The sequence below is a fragment of the Hyphomonas sp. genome (genome assembly GCF_018402285.1).
Lineage (GTDB): Bacteria > Pseudomonadota > Alphaproteobacteria > Caulobacterales > Hyphomonadaceae > Hyphomonas.
In genome coordinates, this window is sequence record NZ_JAGYJH010000003.1 from 540,038 (window position 1) to 557,388 (window position 17,351).

The window sequence follows — 17,351 nt, forward strand, 5'->3', positions numbered from 1 at the left end:
CGTCTCACTCAAACCCCACCGTCAGGTCCCTGAGGGGATAATCGGCCATGGCGTTGTAGCGGGAAGGGCCCCCGCCACGGCGCGGAAAGCTGCCATAAAGATGGAAGAGCCGCGCGCGGAAAGGCTCGCTGCGGTGGCCCTGATGAGCGCGGACCCATTCCTGGGCAGCCTCCAGCGGCGTGCCGCTGAGATAGGCGAGGGTGATGTGCGGCGTGAAGGGGTGCTTCTCCAGCGGGATACCGAGACGGCGGGCTGCGCGTTCACACTGACTGGCCAGGCCGCGCAGCTCATCGCTTTCCCCGATCCGGGCCCAGACAGCGCTTGGCTCGCGCCGGCCAAACCAGCCCATGCCCTCTACGCGCAGGTCAAATGCATCTGCCTCGATCTCGCCGAGGAGTTCATCAAGATCGCGCGCCTTATTCTCAGAAAGTTCGCCATAGAAGCAGAGCGTGACGTGGAAGTTCTCTTCCGGCCGCCAGCCGGCTCCTGGCAGGTGCTTCTGCAGCTTTCGCAGAGGCGCGGCAATTCCGGTTGGAACAGGAAGGGCAGCAAACAGACGAAACATTCCGTCTGTTCACCACACACTTCACGTCATGAAAACCCGCGCTGTGGGCTAGCCCGGGTCAGGCAGGTGCAATTCAGCCTACTAGCGCATCCAGCTTGCCGAAATGCTCCGCCAGAAGGTAGTAGAAAGTCACGCGAGACTTCTGGCCCCCTTCGGCCTTCATCTTCTCGCAGACAGCCTGCATGGCGGCGTCGAGTTCCTGTTGCTTCTGCGCCAGGCCGAGCTTTCCGCGGCACCACTTTTCGCGCACACGGTCGAGCTCGCCCGAATCCGTGCAAGCGACGATCGAGCTGTCCTTGTTGCGCAGGGCAATGCCAAGGTGGCCGACGATCTTCTCGGCAGCGGCCTGATTGTATACTTTCGTGTATTTCTTGATGTTCTCAGCATAAGCAGAAGCATCAGCCATGAGTTTCCCCTTCTCATTTGATAGAACGCCTCCTGATGGAGACACTCCACACGGAGAGGTTTAACCCCCGCCGGTGCCGAGTCAATGATACTTAAGAGGCGCACACGGCTACATTTGGACAGAATCAGGCTGGATTGCGGCATTGAAGTAATAATGAAATATTAATCATACAATATTTGAAATTCTGAAGCACACGTCAAACATATACTTGAATTGGCCCGGCGGCCCCGCAAGGCCTGCGAAAGTTCGGGTGGTTGCACAGCTGCTAAACTATACGCGGAACCCCGGTTTTTGTTGCAGAACGCCAGTGAAATGACCATATTCAGCGCTGAACGGCACCTACGGGTTGCCGGGTTCATAGGAAAGGACTTGAAAATCATGAACGAATTCAACCGGGGCTTCGGCGCGGTCGATGTTCGCTCGATGGACACCTCAGTCAATGCAGGTCTTCGGACCTTCATGCTGGGTGTATATCAGAAGCTGGCGCTCGGCATTGCTCTCTCGGGCGGCATTGCCTTCCTTGTCGGTTCAGGCCTCGTGCCCGGCCTGACACAGCTGCTTCTCGGCACGCCTCTCTTCTATCTCTTCCAGTTCGGCCCACTGGTGCTGATCCTGGGTTCTGCCTTCCTCATGAAGAATCCCTCGCCGCTGGCGACGGGCATTCTTTACTGGTCGATCGTCGTCATGCTCGGCGTCTGTCTGTCGATCTGGGTTGCCATGGCAGCTGCGCAGACCGGCGTGACCACGCGCGGCGGCGCCGCCCTCAACGTCACCTTCATGACGATGACCAAGGCGTTTCTGCTGACGGCCTCGGCCTTCGGCGCGCTGAGCCTCTTCGGTTACACGACCAAGACGAACCTTCGCCCCATCGGCATCGTTGCTGTCTTCGCGCTGTGGGGCGTGGTCGGCATCTCGCTGCTGAGCTTCCTCTTCCCGCCTTCGGGCATGTTCGAGGTGATCATCCAGGTGGCCGTCCTCGGTATCTCAGGCGTGCTGGTCGCTTTCCAGACGCAGGAGCTGAAAGAGAGCTACTTCGTTTATGAAGGCGATGCCCGCTCGCTGGCCGTGATGACGAACTCGGGTGCGCTCAACTTCTTCATCATGTTCTACAACATGTTCACCATCCTGATGTCGCTCCTCTCGCGCGAATGACGCCGGAGAGACAAAAGGAGGGTAGCCCCTTCTAAGACAAAAGCCCCGCGAGCCCTGCCTCGCGGGGCTTTTCACATTCTGGCCGCATTGCAACGCGCGCGCGCCTCGGCTAAAGCGGCGCCTGAAAAGGGGAGGCCGCTTTCCGGCAAATCGCCGCGATAATTCAAGAGCCTCCGCCCGCTTGTTTCCACGACCATATTTCTCAGGAGAAACACATGGCCCGCAATAAAATCGCCCTTATCGGTTCCGGCATGATTGGCGGTACGCTTGCCCACGTCGCAGCCCGCGAAGAACTTGGTGACATCATCCTTTTCGACATCGCCGAAGGCCTTCCGCAGGGTAAGGGCCTCGACATTGCTGAGTCCACGCCTGTCTATGGCGCGTCGGTCAATCTCACGGGTGTCAACGACTATGCCGGCATCGCCGGCGCAGACGTTTGCATCGTCACCGCCGGTGTGCCACGCAAGCCGGGTATGAGCCGCGACGATCTCCTGGGCATCAACCTGAAAGTCATGAAAGCCGTCGGCGAAGGCATCAAAGCCCACGCCCCGAACGCTTTCGTCATCTGCATCACCAACCCGCTCGACGCGATGGTCTGGGCGCTGCAGAAATTCTCCGGCCTGCCGACCGAGAAAGTCGTCGGCATGGCAGGCGTGCTCGACAGCTCGCGCTTTGCCTACTTCCTCTCCGAAAAGACCGGCGTGTCGGTCGCAGACATCCACGCCTGGACGCTCGGCGGCCACGGTGACGACATGGTGCCGATGGTGCGCCACTCGAGCGTTGGTGGCCTGCCGCTGACCCAGCTCGTGGCGCAGGGCTGGATGAGCCAGGCAGAGCTTGACGCCATCGTCGAGCGCACCCGCAAGGGCGGCGGCGAGATCGTCAACCTGCTCAAGACCGGCTCGGCCTATTACGCCCCGGCGGAATCGGCCATCGCGATGGCCAAGTCCTACCTGGCCGACCAGAAGCGCGTGCTCCCGGTCGCTGCCTATTGCTCGGGCCAATACGGTCTGAAGGACATGTATGTCGGCGTGCCAACCCTGATCGGTGCTCGCGGCGCTGAAAAGATCGTCGAGTTCGACTTCAATGCCGACGAGAAAGCCATGTTCGACAAGTCGGTAGCTTCGGTGAACGGCCTGATCGAGGCTTGCAAAGGCATCGACCCGTCGCTGGCCTAGGCTGTTCGATGATCACCGTCGAAGGCTATGTGCGTTTTGCGGATGCGGGCGATTTTCCCCGCATCCGCGACACGGCCTTTGCCCAGATGCGTGCCAGCCGGGCCGAGCCCGGCTCCCTCGACTATACCTACGCCATCGATGTTGCCGACCCCTGCCTGATGCGCGTGCTGGAGCGCTGGGAAAGCTGGCAGGCGCTGGAGACACATTTTGCGCAGCCGTACATGGCGCCCTGGCGCGCGCCGCTTGCTGGGGTCACGGTTGTGGAGCGCAATCTCCATGCTCATGAAGTGGTCCAGTCCCTGAAAGTCTGACGCGATGCCGATCGGCCCTGTGCTGCAAACCCCGCGCCTCATCCTGCGCCCTCCGCAGGCGGAAGACTTTGATGGCTTCTGCGCGCTCGCGGCAGATCCCCAAGCCTCCCGTTTCATTGGCGGGGTGCAGCCGCGCGAAAGCGTCTGGCGCGCCCTCTGCACGGTCACTGGTGCCTGGTCGATCCGGGGCTTTTCCATGTTCTCGGTCATCGAGAAGGAGACCGGTCATTGGATCGGCCGGCTCGGCCCGTGGCAACCTGATGGCTGGCCCGGCACGGAAGTCGGCTGGGGGCTTCTGAAATCTGCCTGGGGGAAGGGGTATGCCCTCGAAGGGGCGTCTGCGGCCATGGACTATGCCGTCGATATTCTGGGTTGGAATGAGATCATCCACTGCATCGAAGCCGAGAATGCGCCGTCGATCAGGGTGGCTGAGCGCCTAGGGTCGGCCAAGCTGCGCGTCTCACCTGCGCCGCCGCCTTTCAAGGATGTGGTCTGGGAGATCTATGGTCAGTCGGCGGATGACTGGCGCGCCCGTCGAGGCGCATGAGATAAGGCGCAGGGCAAACCCTGTGCCTGGTTTGTTTCTCGTACAGTCTTAGCCCGGACTACCGGGCAACCATTGCGCAATCATCGTCCTTGTCGGGGTCGAGGTCGTATTTCAGGATGTCGCCGGTGCGGCTGTGAAGGTCGATTTCCAGCTCGCGCCCATCGGCGCTGCAGCCTTCGATTTCCCATTCGCCATCGTCCAGTTCAGCTTCCAGAACATGGGCCATGCCCTGCTTGGCGGCGATTTCAATCGCCTGTTCGCGGATGAGCAGGTCACCGGTCATTCCTTGCGCCAGGGCGAAGGGCACAGGCGCGGCGAGCGCAATGGCGATCAGGGCGGCGGAAATGATTTTCATGGGGAACTCTTTGCAGTGTTCTGTTGGTTTAACGCCATGAGAAGGCTGGGGTTCCGGGCGGATGTGAAAAGGGGAGGAACCCATCCGCCCGGCCCGTTGCTGAGGGCGGGGTCAGCCCTCAGCAATCACCGTCGTCATCATCGACGTCGAGTTCGAGAATTTCGCCGGTGCGTCCATCGATATCGATCTCGATTTCCTGGCCATTGCGGGTGCAGCCTTCCAGCTCCCATTTGCCGTCATCGCGGTCGCCTTCCTTGATGCGCGTCATGCCTTCAGCCCGGGCGATGTGAACCGCCTCGTCGCGCGAGATCGTATAGACGCGCTCGCTGCCGGCGCGGCGATAGCTGTCGTCATCATCGGCCAAGGCCAGCGGGGCAGGGGCAGCCAACATCAGCAGGGCGAGAGAGGCACTCATCAGGGTTTTCATCGGTTTGTCGTCCTTCGGGGTTTTGGGGTGGCTCTTTCGGGGAACTGAAGGCGGGTTTGCCTGACAGGGCCTGAGCGCGCCCTGACACCGGCTGTCAGGGCTCTGTCAGTTTGACTAAGAGGCTTGCCCGCAGGCCTGCTGCCTGCAACTCAGGGGGTCAGGATGGAGATAGACCGCCAGTTCAGCCCCGACGCGGAAACGCGGATCGGCGACGCCCTGGAAGCCGCGCTCGAAGCGCTGCGCCTCGCGCGGCGTGAGCTCGCTGACGCCGCTGAAGATCCCGGCGCCGCTGGCGCTGGGTTGCCCTCGGCCTTGTCAGCGCGCTTCAGGCTTCGCTCGTGGCCGCCTTGTCGGGCTATGCCTCCGCAAGCATAGAAGACGTGGTCAATCCCTCCCAGACCGACCGGGTCGCGCCGGTCTCGCTCCTGCTCCGCCGGGCAAGGTCATCGGAGTATTTGAACCCGCCCGAGCGGCTTGAGCTGACACGGTCGCAGCTTGCCCGCCTCGAGGATCTCGTGGCGATGCGAAACGCTGCCGTCCATGGCCTCGGCTTTCAACTCCCCGCGCATCCCCGCCAGGCGGCCAAGTCGGCCGCCGGTGTCATCAAGCATCTGATCCTTGACCATCCGGCGTTTGAGGTGGCCGGATTTGTCCTCTTTTTGTCACTGATTGGCCGGGAATTGACCCTCCTTGGCACCGAGCTGGACGCGAATGGATCCGGAAATACTCCGTGATTAACGTCAAAGTGACGCCTGCTGGCGCATCTCTCGCCCATGCGATTTTTCCGCCCCCTGGTCCTTTCCTGCCTTGCGCTCGCCCTGACGGCAGCCGGGCCGGATACATTTACCAGGCAGGACCTTGAGGCGCTGGAAACAGAAAAACGCGCCGCCGAGCAGAAACTTGAACAACTTCAGGCTACTGGCGAGACAGCCGCCCGCGACCTCCAGTCGCTTGACCAGGATCTCCTCGCCGCCGCCGCCGAAGCTCTGCGCCGCGAAGAGCAAGCCGTCTCTGCCGAAAAGGCGCTCATCGACCTGTCGGTCGAGCGGGAGCGCGCCGCCGCTCAACTCCTTGAAAACGAAGAAACTTATGAAGACCTGATCGCCGCGCTTGTCGCGGCCAACCGTCGGCGCCCACCGGCGCTGGTGGTCTCGCCCGGCCAGTCCGGCACCGCCATCCGCCGCGCGATCCTGATGCAGGCGACCTTGCCAGAGCTCAATGCCCGCGCCGATCGGATATCCGGGGAGATCGCCGCGCTCAACCGGCTGGAAGACCAGATCCTCACAGAGCAGGCTCGCCTTGAAGCCGCAGAGGCGACCATCGCCTTGAAAAAAGCAGAAATTGAGCAGCTCGCCGCAGCCAAGCGCAACCAGTATGAGGGCCTTTCCGGGGATGTGGCGGCTCTCAAAAGCCGGGCTGAAAAGCTTGGCCGGGAAGCTGATACCCTGAGGGATCTGCTGGCGGCGCTGGAGACCAACGCGCCTTCCGCCCCGGGCGTCAAACCCAGCCAGCGCCCGCAACTGGCTGCGCTCAAGCCTGCCCCGAAAGGCACGCCAGCGGTCAAAGCCGCCACTGTGAAGACGTCCTTCAAGCCGCTCGGAAGATCGGCCCTCGGCGGCCTCCTCCAGCCGGTTGCAGGGGTTGTCCTCCATCGCTTTGGAGACAAGCTTTCTGGTGGCAGCACAGCAGAATGGATCAGTTTCGAAACCCGCTCGGAAGCCCAGGTCATCGCTCCCGCCGGGGGGACAGTCGAATACGCACGGCCCTTTCGCAGCTATGGCTCGATGCTGATTTTGCGCACAAGCGACGGCTACAATGTTATACTTACCGGCATGAGCCGGATTTATGTATCCGAAGGCCAGTCCGTAACTGCCGGAGAGCCGGTAGGTTTGATGCCTGACCGCACAGACCCTCCCCCTGAACTGACGCTGGAATTAAGGCTTGGCGACAGGGTGCTTAATCCTGCAGAGTGGATGGCGCGTGGCGGCTGATCCGCCGTGTGAGGATGAAGATGGAGTGGAATATGCGATCATTGCTGACCGGAACGGCCCTGGGCGGAGTTCTGGGGGCGTTGGCGGTGGGCTTCGCAGCGATGGCCTGGCCTCAGGGACAGGACCAGGCGGCGCCGGCAGACCCCCGTGTTGCTACCTATCAGCAAATCGAACTGTTCGCGGAAATCTTCGCGCGCGCGCAGCGTGACTACGTTGTCCCGATTGATGAGCGCGAAGCAATGGAGTCGGCCATCAATGGTATGCTCACCTCGCTCGACCCTCATTCCAGCTACATGGACCCGGAAGATTTCCGCTCCCTTCAGGTACAGACCTCCGGCGAGTATGGTGGTCTCGGCATCGAAGTAACGATGGAAGACGGCTTCGTGAAGGTCATCTCGCCAATCGACGATACGCCTGCCGCCCGCGCGGGCATCCAGCCGGGAGACTACATCACCGAGATCAACGGCAAGCCGATCATCGGTCAGACCCTGAACGAAGCCGTCAGGGAAATGCGCGGCGAGAAGGGTACTGAGATCGAGATCACCATCCTGCGCGAAGGTGTTGATCCTTTCCAGGTGAAGCTGGTGCGCGACGTGGTGCAGCAGAAATCCGTGACCTGGAAGGAAGAGGCAAACAACATCGCCTATATCAGGGTCTCAACCTTCAATGAGCGCACAGGCGCCCTGCTTGAAGAAGCGGTCGAAGGGATCAACCGTGACATCGGGCCGAAACCGGCCGGTATCGTGCTGGACCTGCGCAACAATGGCGGCGGACTGCTCGATGAAGCCGTAAAAGTGTCCGACTTCTTTCTCTCCGGCGGCGAGGTCGTCTCGACTCAGGGCCGGCGCCCGATTGATGTCGAGCGCCGCAACGCAACTAAGGCTGAAGTCTTCAAGGGCGTTCCGGTGGTCGTGCTTATCAATGGCGGGTCGGCGTCCGCGTCAGAAATCGTTGCCGGCGCGCTGCAGGATCGCGGCCGCGCGCTCGTCGTTGGCACCACAAGCTTCGGCAAGGGGTCGGTTCAGTCGGTCATCCCGCTGGGCGCCGATCGCGGCGCCATCCGCCTTACGACCGCCCGCTACTACACCCCGTCGGGCCGCTCCATCCAGGCGCTCGGCATCGAACCGGACATCATGGTCACCCCGGTGCGCCTCACCGAAGAGGAACTCGCCCGGATCCAGCGTTTCTCCGAGGCAGACCTGCCCCACGCACTTACCAACGAGTCCGGCATTGAGCGGGAGAAGCTGCGCATGCCGGACGAGCAACCACCCGAAGGCTATGAAGGCGAAGACTTCCAGCTTGAGCGCGCCATGCAGCTCCTGGGAGAAGGGCGGGCGTCTGCTTCACAGCTCGCTATGCAGGCTGACAAGGCCGGTTAACGAATTCCACTGCATAAAGGCGCAATTCCTTGCCAGAGGGTAAGCATCTGTTTGCCTCCTGTTAACCCTGCCCGGCCATCCTGAGCGTTGCTTTCCCGCAGCCACCGGATGATGTGAGGTCGATACATGGGTTACCGGCAGTCAGAGCCGTCGCCGCTCAAATCCGGCCTTGTTCATGCTGGCATGAGCCTCAGCGTATTCGGCGGCCTGGCCCTCGCCCTTGGCGCAGGCGTTCATGTCGTTGCAGATCCCGCAGCCGCCGGCCCGCGTCAAACCATTGCCCTTTTCGGCGCAGCGGCCGGCGATGCCGACGATCGCGGTGGCCAATTCGCGAGCCTTGAGGCCGCTGACTATGCGGAAGATTATGCGCCCACAGGCTATTCGGCATCCACCGGGACCGATCTTACCTACACCGAACTCGACGGCGACGGGATGCGTATTGACATCACCGGCGGCCAGGGTGGCCCAGCACTTGCGCCTGCTGCCGGCGTCCGGATCAACGGCCGCTTGGTGCAGCCAGGACAGTCTTTTGGTGAAGTGCGCTCCGGGGCCCCGGCCGGTGCGGCCGAAGCGGCTGCCCCGGTCAAGCTGAACGCGGCAGGCGCGGCTCCCAAGGCAGCCAGCAAGGCACCGGCCGACACTTACGCCCGTCCCTTTTCCAATCCGGAAGGCCACCCCATTGTCTCGCTGGTCATCGGCGGCCTTGGGATCAACTCGACCCAGACCAAGCTCGCCATCGATACGCTTCCCGCCGACGTGACGCTGTCTTTTGCGCCCGACGCCAAGCGTCTGGACTACTGGATCAAGACCGCGCGGGAAGATGGCCATGAAGTGCTGATCGAAGTGCCGATGGAAGCCTATGAGTATGGCCGGATGCGCATGCATTCCGACACGCTCATCGCAGGCGCCGACAGCAAGGCCAACCTCGCCCGGCTCGATCAGGTTCTTGGCCGTGCAATTGGCTATTTCGGTGTCATCAACTATCAGGGCGCCAAGTTTGGCGCCGATGCAGACTCAGTTGACCCGGTTTTCGACGTGCTGGCAGAGCGCGGTCTCGCCTTCATTGACGATGGCAGCGTCCACAAGGCCACCTTCGGCCAGGTCGCAGACACCAAGGGCCTGCGCTTTGCCCGCGCCGCCGGCCCGGTCGATACGCGCCAGTCGCCCCAGGACATCGCCGCAGAGCTTATGGAGCTTGAGACGATCGCCCGGGAACATGGCGGCGCCATCGGGGCAGGCTTTGCTTTTCCAGTGACCATAGAAGCGGCCTCCCTCTGGATCGACACGCTTGAAGAAAAGGGGCTGGTGCTTGCGCCGGTCTCGGCTCTTGTGCCAGCTTCTGCGCCGGTCGCCCTGCCTATGGCGGAACGTCGCGAGCTTCGCACTGGAAGCGTAGCCAAGGCTGGTCTAAAAACCGGCGGGTGACCCAGCCAAAACTCGACCCTCAACTTTATCGCGCCAATGTCGGCCTCGCGATGTTCTCCAAGGCCGGGCACGTCTTCATTGGTCGCCGCATCAATGGGCGCGGCCCATTCCAGTGGCAGATGCCCCAGGGCGGCGTTGATCCGGGCGAAGACCCGCTGACTGGTGCGCTGCGGGAGCTGGAAGAGGAAATCGGTGTCCCGGCCAAGCTCGTGGATGTCCTCGAAGAGACCAGCGACTGGCTCTATTATGATTTTCCGCCCGACCTGAAAAAGCGCATGCCCGGGCCCTATCTTGGCCAGCGGCAGAAATGGTTCGCCTTCCGGTTCAAGGGGTCTGACAGCGATGTGCGCCTTGATCGCCACACGCCCGAGTTTGACGCCTGGCGCTGGGCGCCGCTCGACGAGACGCCGGATCTGATCGTGCCGTTCAAGCGGCCCGTCTATCTTGAAGTGGCAACCCGTTTCCGGACATGGACAGACCCCGTGCTGCCGGGCAGGGTGCCGCAGGGCTGAGCCACAAAAGGGTAGGGGACATGCGCCAACTTCTGATGATCCACGGCATCGGCTGTGATGGCTCGGCCTGGGGCACGATGCGGCCGCTATTTGAGGCAGCTGGCTGGACCTGCCATGCGCCGACCCTCTTTCCGGACCAGCGGCTTCCGGAAAATCCACCGTCCAGTCTCTCTGATCTTGGGCTTCAGGATTATATCGCCGCCATGCAGACCGAGGTCCAGCGCATCGCCCGGGAAACCGGCGCGAAGCCCGCCGTGATCGGACATTCCATGGGCGGGCTGATTGCGCAGGCGCTGGCCGAAAGCGGCGACGTCGCAAGGGCTGTTTTCCTGACCCCCGCGCAGACCAAGGACTGCGCGGTGATCGGCCCATCGGTCGCCTGGACCTTCTTCAACGTCATCGTCTCGCAGGACCGAAAGAAAGCGCACAAGGTCTGGAAGACCGGCTTCCGCTACGGCGTCCTCAACTGTGTGCCCAAGGGGCGGCATGAGGAAATCTATGCCGGGGCCCTCTACGATTCCGGAAAGGTGTACGGCGACATCAGCGATGGCATCGAGATTGACGCCGCGAAGATCACCGTCCCCACCCTGACGATCGCAGCTACGAAGGACCGTGCCACACTGGCGAAGGCCGTGCGCAAGGTCGCTGCAAAATATGCCGCGAGCCCGGTCCCGGGAGACTTCCTCGAATACAAGCAGCACGCCCACTGGATCATCGACGAGCCGGGAACGGACAAGGTCGTGGCGGATATTTCCGCCTGGCTGGAGAAAGCCGGGACATGATTGAGCAGGAAGAGGGCCACGGCGTCCATGACTATCTTACCGATCCGCGCAACGCCGGTGTTCTGATATCCGTAAACGGAGCGCTGAAGAAGCGGAACGAGGCGGTCGTGTCGGTGTTTGATTCCGGCTACCTGCTGGGGGACGGCGTTTGGGAAGGGCTGCGCGTGATGAATGGCGGCGTTGCGTTCCTCCCAGAGCATCTCAAGCGGCTCTATGCCGGGGCCAAGACCATCGACATGGACATCGGCCTGACGCGCGAGGAGCTCACCGCGCGCCTGATGGACTGCCTTAAGGCCAACGGCATGACAGACGGGGTGCACATCCGCCTCATGGTCACCCGCGGCATCAAGAAGACGCCCTATCAGGGTCCGCGCTTCACCATCGGCTCGGCCACAATCGTTATCATCCCGGAATACAAGGCCCCGGTTCCTGCCGTGATCGAGAAGGGCGTCTCCCTGTTCACGGTACATGTCCGCCGCACTGGCCCGGCCGAGCAGGACCAGAAGCTCAACTCCCATTCCAAGCTCAACTGCATCATGGCCTGCATCCAGGCCGACAAGGCGGGCGCCGACGAAGCCCTGATGCTGGATCCGGCCGGCTTTGTCGCCACCTGCAACTCGACGCATTTCTTCATCGTCCGGGACGGCGAAGTCTGGACCAGCCTGCCTGAATACTGCCTTGGCGGCATCACACGCGGCAACATCATCCGGGTTTGCCGTGAAGCCGGCATCCCGGTCTTTGAAAAGCGCTTCTCCCTGTTTGACGTCTATTCGGCAGACGAAGCCTTCATCACCGGAACTTTTGCCGGCGTCACCCCCGTGCGCGAGGTGGACGGGCGCGTCATCGAGCAGAAGGACGGACCTGTCTCCCGACGCATTCGGGAACTTTACAAGATGCTACAGGCAAACAGCCTGACGCCGGTATCCTGAGGGCCTGCCGCATGCGGATTGCCATGTGGTCGGGGCCCCGGAACCTGTCGACAACGATGATGCGCGCCTTCGGTGCCCGGGCGGATGTCACGGCCATCGACGAGCCCTTCTATGCGGCCTATTTGGACCTGACGGGTCTTGGCCATCCGATGGTGGATGAAATCCTGGCGCGGCACGAGGCAGACCCCCAGAAAGTCATCGCGCATCTGACCGGGCCAGTGCCGGATGGAAAGGCCGTCTTCTACCAGAAGCACATGACCCACCATATGCTGGAGGCCATCCCGATGGACTGGCTCGGCCGGATAGAGCAGCATGTCGTCCTCATTCGCCATCCCGCGCGCGTTGTCGCCTCCTATTCGCGGAAGATGGAGCTGCTCAGCGCAGAGGTGATGGGGTTTCCCCAGCAGGAACGCCTTTGGGGACAGCTGACCGCAGCCAAAGGCGCCGCCCCGGCCGTGGTCGATGCTGACAATATACTGGCTGACCCCGAGGGGGTTCTCCGGCGCCTCTGCGCCGTCATCGGTCTGGACTGGGACAGCGCCATGCTCTCCTGGCCGTCCGGGCCGCGGCCGGAAGACGGCGCCTGGGCGCCGCATTGGTATGACGCCGTCTGGCGCTCGACCGGGTTTGGCGCGCCGCCTGGTCCGTTGCCGGAGCTTTCCGGAGAGGCGGCCCAAATCGCACAAGGCGCCCTGCCGGGATATGAGCGCCTGCTCGCCGCCCATGTCTGAGCCCAAAAGAAAACGCCCCACCGCGAGGCAGGGCGTTTCCGGAAATCTTTAGAGCGATTGAAATCAACCGGTCTGGTTGCACATGCTCAGGAAACGGTTGCGCAGGTCAGGATCGGATTTGAACACACCGGTAAACTGCGTCGTGATCGTAGTGACATGCTTGTGGTGAACGCCGCGCGTCGACATGCACTGATGCTCGGCTTCGATGAACACGGCGGTGCCCATCGGCGCGAGGCTCTCGGTGATGGCGTCGCAGATCTGCGCGGTCATCGTTTCCTGAGTCTGCAGGCGCTTTGCGAAAATCTCGACCACTCGGGCCAGCTTGGAAATGCCCACCACCGCATTCTGCGGCTTGTAGGCGACAAATGCTTTGCCGATAAAGGGGGCGATATGGTGCTCGCAATGGCTCTCGACCTCAATGTTGCGGAGCATGACGATGTCGTCATAGCCCTGCACATCCTCGAAGGTCCGGCTGAGGTATTTCACCGGGTCTTCGCCATAGCCTTCAAACCATTCCTTGTAGGCGTTGACGACGCGCTTGGGCGTGTCGAGCAGGCCTTCGCGGGCCGGATCGTCCCCGGCCCAGGCGATAAGCGTGCGGACTGCTTCTTCAGCTTCCTGCTGGCTGGGCCGGCGCACGGAATCCGGGCGCGCAATGTCATTCTTCGGAGTCAGGGCGTCCATAGCCAATGTGAAGTCCTTCACTGAGGGACGGGGGTCGAGCCGGGGCATCCCTTGAGGGTCGTTGACGCCCTCTTGCCCGGACTTAACGCCCGCCCGGAGTTGATACCCTCAGGGCGATACGAGGATACATAGGCCCGGCGGGGCTTTGTTTCCAGCGCTTTCTACGGGGAAACCCGACGGCCGGATGACGGATTTCTTGGCTTTCCCAACGGAAAGTGGTAAGTCAGGCGCTATGTCGGGAAACAGGCCTTTAAATTCTTCGCGCTGTCGCTGTTGCTGCTGAAGCCGGGGCAGGCCATAGGGCTGCCCACAACCGGCCTGCGCGCTGATTTCACGACATTCCCATCCAAGAGAACCGATGACCCTCCGCATTTACGACACTGCCGCGCGCAAGAAGCGCGTCTTCGAGCCCCAGGACCCGAAGCGGATCACGATGTATGTCTGCGGCCCGACCGTCTACAACTACGCCCATATCGGCAATGCCCGCCCGCCGGTGGTGTTTGATGTCCTGCGCCGCGTGCTGGTTGCCCGCTACGGCGAGGACGCCGTCGTGTACGCCCGCAATATCACCGACATCGAGGACAAGATCATCGCTGCCAGCCTCGCTTCAGGAGAGCCAATTGCGGCGATCACGAAGAAATATGCCGATATCTACAATGCAGACATCAAGGCGCTGAACGTCACACCGCCCAGCATCGAGCCCTGGGCGACCGCCCATGTGCCCGAAATGATCGAGATCATCGAAAAGCTGGTGCGCAAGAAATACGCCTATGTGGGCGAAACCGGCGTCTGGTTTTCAGTGCCCTCGATGCCCGATTATGGCCGCCTGTCGGGCCGCAAACCGGAAGACAATGAAGCGGGCGCCCGCGTGGCCGTGGACGAAGACAAGCGCGATCCGGCAGACTTTGCGCTCTGGAAATTCGCCAAGCCCGGTGAGCCCGAAGATGCGATCTGGGAGAGCCCCTGGGGCCGGGGCCGGCCGGGCTGGCATATCGAATGCTCGGCCATGGCGGCAAAACATCTCGGCCGTACGATCGACATTCATGGCGGCGGCGTGGACCTGACCTTCCCTCATCATGAAAACGAGATCGCCCAGTCCGAATGCGCCCATGGCGCAGAGCTTGCCCGCTACTGGATGCATAACGGCTTCCTCGACATGGCCGGGGAGAAGATGTCGAAATCGCTCGGCAACATCGTCACCGTGCATGACCTCCTGAAGGCATGGCCGGGCGAAGTGTTGCGCTTTGCATTGCTGACCGCCCATTACCGCGCCCAGCTCGACTGGACCGAAGACCTCTTGAAACAGGCCAAGACGACGCTCGACCGGATCTATGGCGCCCTTCGCCGCGTCTGGGCGGCTGAGGGCGGCGAGGCCCGCGACACCGGTGTCCTGCGCGCGCTCGAAGATGATCTGGGTACGCCAGACGCCCTGGCAGAGCTCTCCCGTCTCGCCAGCGAAGCCAATACCGCCGCCGACCTCAAGGATGCCGCAAGTATGGCCAACGCACGAGCTAACCTGCTGGCGGCCGGAAAACTGCTTGGCCTGCTGACCAAAACACCCAAGGAATGGGAGCAGGGCGGTGACACGGATGAAAACACCCGGATCGATGCTCTTGTGCAGGCACGCGTCGATGCGCGCGCTGCCAGGGACTGGGCCGAAGCGGACCGTATCCGCAAGGCGCTGGCAGACGAGGGGGTCGAGATCATGGACGGTCCGGCGGGGAGTACATGGCGGCGCATCTGATCCGGCGGGGTTTTCTCGCGTCTGTCTCCGCAATCCTCCTGTCGGCCTGCCTGACACCGGCCAGACCTGTTGCCGAAGAGCCGGCGCCGGATGCCGGGCCAGCGCCGCTGACGCGCCTCTTCCTCGTGCGCCATGCCGAGAAGGAGACAGGGCCCGACCCTGTCCTGACGTCAGCCGGTGAAGCCCGCGCGGCAGCGCTGGCGGAACGACTGGCTGCAGAAGGCGTTACGGAAATATGGTCCACGCAAACCCGCCGCACGTTAAGCACTGCGCATCCGCTGGCGACCGAGCTGGGGCTATCTGTGCAGAGCTATGATCCCGCCGCTCTTCCGGCCTTTGCCGACCAGCTCGCTGACACGCCCGGCGTGAAGCTCGTCATTGGACATTCGAACACGACGGACGCCCTGGTCGCGCTGATCGGGGCAGACCCCGGCCCGCCGATTGACGACGCCGCTGAGTTTGACCGTCTCTATGTCATCAAGATCACCGAAGGTTTGCAGATCAGCTCGACCATCGAGCGCTATGGCTCCTCATCTGCTGACGGGTTACAGCCGCGCCCATGAACCGCAACGGCACGAATGTCCCGGTCACCAACCTGCGCACTATGATGCGCTCGCTCGTCCTCAACACTGAAGGGGAAGACGTGACAGTGGCCGAGCTGCTTCAGGCCATCGGGCGGCGGGCACATGGTCCGGTCTTTCTGCTGCTGGGCTTCATTGCAGTCAGCCCGCTGACAATCATCCCGGGCGCCAACTGGTTTGTTGCCACTGTGATCCTCGTCTTTGCCCTGCAGGTTGTCTTCGGGTTCCGCCATCCGTGGCTTCCCAAGGGCGTGACCAAATTCAAGTTCAAGCGGGACCACCTCGTACAAGGCGTGGCGGCCGGCGAACGCTACGCCCACATGATCGACGCCCTGGTCAAGCCGCGCCTGACTTTCCTGACCGAGCCGCCTTTCATACAGATTGTTGCCCTGATCTGCGTTCTGGCCGCCCTGATTACCTATCCGCTGGGTCTTGTGCCGCTCGGGCCGCTGCTGCCGAGTCTTACCGTATTGCTCTTCGGGCTGGCGCTGACGGCGCGCGATGGCTTCGTCCTGCTTCTGGCAGGCTGCGCCTTTGGCGGCGCTATCCTGCTGATGATGAGCCTTGCCCCTCGGCTCGTGGCGCTCTGGCCATTCTGAGACGGGCTTGACCGGCCTCTCCAATCGTTAAGTTGACCTAGCGTTAGTTGACCGGCATCGACCGCGCATGGGCCGTTCGGCCTCATTTCTCCACCTCTCGCTTTTGGCCTGTCCGGGGTCTGTCCTTCAGAAGTCCGGGCAGGCCATTTTTTGGGGCCCTTGCCGCGCTGTGCCTGCCGGGCCATCTAGGCAGCCATGAGCGAGCTCTATCACAATCGGATTCTGGAACTGGCGGCCGAAATCCCGCACCTCGGCCTGCTGGCGGACGCCGAAGGCTCGGCCCTCAAGGTTTCCCGTGTTTGCGGCTCCACCGTTGGAGTTTCCGTCATCCTCGATGAAACCGGCGAGCGTATCAGGGAAATCTCCGTAGATCCAAAGGCTTGCGCCCTCGGGCAGGCGGCAACGTCCATCCTTTCCTCCAACGCCTTAGGCGCAACCGTTGGAGAAATCCGCGCTGCGCTGACAGCCCTGCGCGCGATGCTCAAAGAAGGCGGGGCCCCGCCCGAGGGCCGCTTCTGGGAGTTGCGCCATCTCGAGCCTGTCGCCGATTATCCGCCCCGCCATGCTTCCACGCTGCTCGCCTTTGAAGCTGCTGCTGCCGCTATCGACGAAGCGCTGGCAGCGCGGGCAGCTGTGTAATGCGCCGGCGCGTCGCCTATGCGCTGCTGGCCATCTACAAGCATGGCCCAAGCCAGGCGCTGCAGCTGTTTGGCGCCCGCTGCCAGCACCATCCGACCTGCAGTGAATACGGCGCCGAATGCGTTGCCCGGCATGGTTGGTGGGCAGGGGGCTGGATGGCGCTCGCCCGCTTCATCCGCTGCCGTCCCGGTGGCAGCCATGGTATCGACCCACCCCCGGAATCAAAACCCGCCATTCCGTTCTGGCAGCCCTGGCACTATGGCGACTGGAAATCCGGCCCCAGGAAGGGTTCAGCCGGCCTGGTTGAAACCCCGCCCGAGGCGTGACATATGAGCCCCATGATCGAAGGTTTCTGTCTCACCGGGTTCACCCCGCGAACTCGCCAGGGTGCATGACGCACTCCTGAAGGCGCGC

At 62.4% G+C, this 17,351-nt stretch carries 22 protein-coding genes; 17 read left to right on the plus strand and 5 right to left on the minus strand.

Going from position 1 to position 17,351, the window contains the following annotated elements:
• Nucleotides 1-4: 4 nt before the first annotated feature.
• Both thpR and KG722_RS05285 read right to left on the minus strand, forming a co-directional pair.
• A complete protein-coding gene (thpR, locus tag KG722_RS05280) occupies nt 5-565 on the minus strand; it encodes an RNA 2',3'-cyclic phosphodiesterase (RefSeq protein WP_213270401.1) in 561 nt (186 codons plus the stop codon).
• A 73-nt stretch (nt 566-638) separates the two neighbouring features.
• Complete coding sequence (locus KG722_RS05285) at nt 639-971, minus strand: DUF2853 family protein (RefSeq protein ID WP_213270403.1); 333 nt, start codon at nt 969-971, stop codon at nt 639-641.
• Between the two features lie 378 nt (nt 972-1,349).
• Between KG722_RS05285 and KG722_RS05290 the strand changes: the two genes are divergently transcribed.
• The 4 genes from KG722_RS05290 to KG722_RS05305 all read left to right on the plus strand — a co-directional run bounded on the left by KG722_RS05290 (nt 1,350) and on the right by KG722_RS05305 (nt 4,159).
• Nucleotides 1,350-2,123, plus strand: coding sequence for a Bax inhibitor-1 family protein (locus tag KG722_RS05290; RefSeq protein WP_213270420.1), 774 nt, complete (start codon nt 1,350-1,352; stop codon nt 2,121-2,123).
• Between the two features lie 215 nt (nt 2,124-2,338).
• The gene (mdh, locus tag KG722_RS05295) at nt 2,339-3,301 is read left to right on the plus strand and encodes a malate dehydrogenase (protein ID WP_213270422.1); all 963 of its coding nucleotides are present in this window, start codon (nt 2,339-2,341) and stop codon (nt 3,299-3,301) included.
• Nucleotides 3,302-3,309: 8 nt separating this feature from the next.
• Complete coding sequence (locus KG722_RS05300; protein ID WP_213270425.1) at nt 3,310-3,612, plus strand: antibiotic biosynthesis monooxygenase; 303 nt, start codon at nt 3,310-3,312, stop codon at nt 3,610-3,612.
• 4 nt (nt 3,613-3,616) lie between these two features.
• Entirely contained in the window at nt 3,617-4,159 is a 543-nt protein-coding gene (locus KG722_RS05305) for a GNAT family N-acetyltransferase (protein ID WP_213270428.1), read from the plus strand.
• A 58-nt stretch (nt 4,160-4,217) separates the two neighbouring features.
• Here the strand turns inward: KG722_RS05305 and KG722_RS05310 are convergent, their stop codons facing one another.
• Both KG722_RS05310 and KG722_RS05315 read right to left on the minus strand, forming a co-directional pair.
• Nucleotides 4,218-4,514, minus strand: a complete 297-nt coding sequence (locus KG722_RS05310) for a PepSY domain-containing protein (RefSeq protein WP_213270431.1) — start codon at nt 4,512-4,514, stop codon at nt 4,218-4,220.
• Between the two features lie 118 nt (nt 4,515-4,632).
• Nucleotides 4,633-4,929, minus strand: coding sequence for a PepSY domain-containing protein (locus KG722_RS05315; RefSeq protein ID WP_213270434.1), 297 nt, complete (start codon nt 4,927-4,929; stop codon nt 4,633-4,635).
• A gap of 350 nt (nt 4,930-5,279) precedes the next feature.
• Here KG722_RS05315 and KG722_RS05320 point away from each other — a divergent pair, with 350 nt between their 5' ends.
• The 8 genes from KG722_RS05320 (at nt 5,280) to KG722_RS05355 (ending at nt 12,690) form a co-directional block, all read left to right on the plus strand.
• Nucleotides 5,280-5,675: a hypothetical protein gene (locus KG722_RS05320; RefSeq protein ID WP_213270437.1), complete on the plus strand. Its 396-nt coding sequence runs from the start codon at nt 5,280-5,282 to the stop codon at nt 5,673-5,675.
• Nucleotides 5,676-5,714: 39 nt separating this feature from the next.
• Complete coding sequence (locus KG722_RS05325) at nt 5,715-6,932, plus strand: peptidoglycan DD-metalloendopeptidase family protein (protein ID WP_213270440.1); 1,218 nt, start codon at nt 5,715-5,717, stop codon at nt 6,930-6,932.
• Between the two features lie 32 nt (nt 6,933-6,964).
• On the plus strand, nt 6,965-8,311 hold the full coding sequence (locus tag KG722_RS05330; protein ID WP_213270443.1) for a S41 family peptidase: 1,347 nt from the start codon (nt 6,965-6,967) through the stop codon (nt 8,309-8,311).
• Nucleotides 8,312-8,437: 126 nt separating this feature from the next.
• Complete coding sequence (locus KG722_RS05335; RefSeq protein ID WP_213270446.1) at nt 8,438-9,736, plus strand: divergent polysaccharide deacetylase family protein; 1,299 nt, start codon at nt 8,438-8,440, stop codon at nt 9,734-9,736.
• The gene (locus KG722_RS05340) at nt 9,733-10,248 is read left to right on the plus strand and encodes an RNA pyrophosphohydrolase (RefSeq protein WP_213270448.1); all 516 of its coding nucleotides are present in this window, start codon (nt 9,733-9,735) and stop codon (nt 10,246-10,248) included. Before KG722_RS05335 ends, KG722_RS05340 begins: the two co-directional genes overlap by 4 nt.
• 20 nt (nt 10,249-10,268) lie before the next feature.
• On the plus strand, nt 10,269-11,030 hold the full coding sequence (locus KG722_RS05345; RefSeq protein ID WP_213270451.1) for an alpha/beta fold hydrolase: 762 nt from the start codon (nt 10,269-10,271) through the stop codon (nt 11,028-11,030).
• Nucleotides 11,027-11,959, plus strand: coding sequence for an aminotransferase class IV (locus tag KG722_RS05350; protein ID WP_213270454.1), 933 nt, complete (start codon nt 11,027-11,029; stop codon nt 11,957-11,959). The genes KG722_RS05345 and KG722_RS05350 overlap by 4 nt, the downstream gene beginning before the upstream one ends.
• 23 nt (nt 11,960-11,982) lie before the next feature.
• Nucleotides 11,983-12,690, plus strand: a complete 708-nt coding sequence (locus tag KG722_RS05355; protein WP_300998246.1) for an HAD family hydrolase — start codon at nt 11,983-11,985, stop codon at nt 12,688-12,690.
• 63 nt (nt 12,691-12,753) lie between these two features.
• On the opposite strand, the gene folE is transcribed toward KG722_RS05355, so the two are convergent.
• A complete protein-coding gene (gene folE / locus KG722_RS05360; RefSeq protein WP_213270460.1) occupies nt 12,754-13,374 on the minus strand; it encodes a GTP cyclohydrolase I FolE in 621 nt (206 codons plus the stop codon).
• A 358-nt stretch (nt 13,375-13,732) separates the two neighbouring features.
• On the opposite strand from folE, the gene cysS reads away from it, so the two are divergent.
• From cysS to yidD, 5 genes are all read left to right on the plus strand, one after another.
• Nucleotides 13,733-15,118: a cysteine--tRNA ligase gene (gene cysS, locus KG722_RS05365; RefSeq protein WP_213270463.1), complete on the plus strand. Its 1,386-nt coding sequence runs from the start codon at nt 13,733-13,735 to the stop codon at nt 15,116-15,118.
• Nucleotides 15,103-15,681 carry a histidine phosphatase family protein gene (locus KG722_RS05370; RefSeq protein WP_213270465.1) on the plus strand — a complete coding sequence of 193 codons (579 nt, stop codon included), beginning with the start codon at nt 15,103-15,105 and terminating at the stop codon, nt 15,679-15,681. Before cysS ends, KG722_RS05370 begins: the two co-directional genes overlap by 16 nt.
• Entirely contained in the window at nt 15,678-16,298 is a 621-nt protein-coding gene (locus KG722_RS05375; RefSeq protein ID WP_213270467.1) for an exopolysaccharide biosynthesis protein, read from the plus strand. The genes KG722_RS05370 and KG722_RS05375 overlap by 4 nt, the downstream gene beginning before the upstream one ends.
• A gap of 195 nt (nt 16,299-16,493) precedes the next feature.
• Nucleotides 16,494-16,937 carry an iron-sulfur cluster assembly scaffold protein gene (locus KG722_RS05380; RefSeq protein WP_213270469.1) on the plus strand — a complete coding sequence of 148 codons (444 nt, stop codon included), beginning with the start codon at nt 16,494-16,496 and terminating at the stop codon, nt 16,935-16,937.
• On the plus strand, nt 16,937-17,263 hold the full coding sequence (gene yidD, locus KG722_RS05385; protein ID WP_213270472.1) for a membrane protein insertion efficiency factor YidD: 327 nt from the start codon (nt 16,937-16,939) through the stop codon (nt 17,261-17,263). The genes KG722_RS05380 and yidD overlap by 1 nt, the downstream gene beginning before the upstream one ends.
• Nucleotides 17,264-17,351 lie beyond the last annotated feature (88 nt).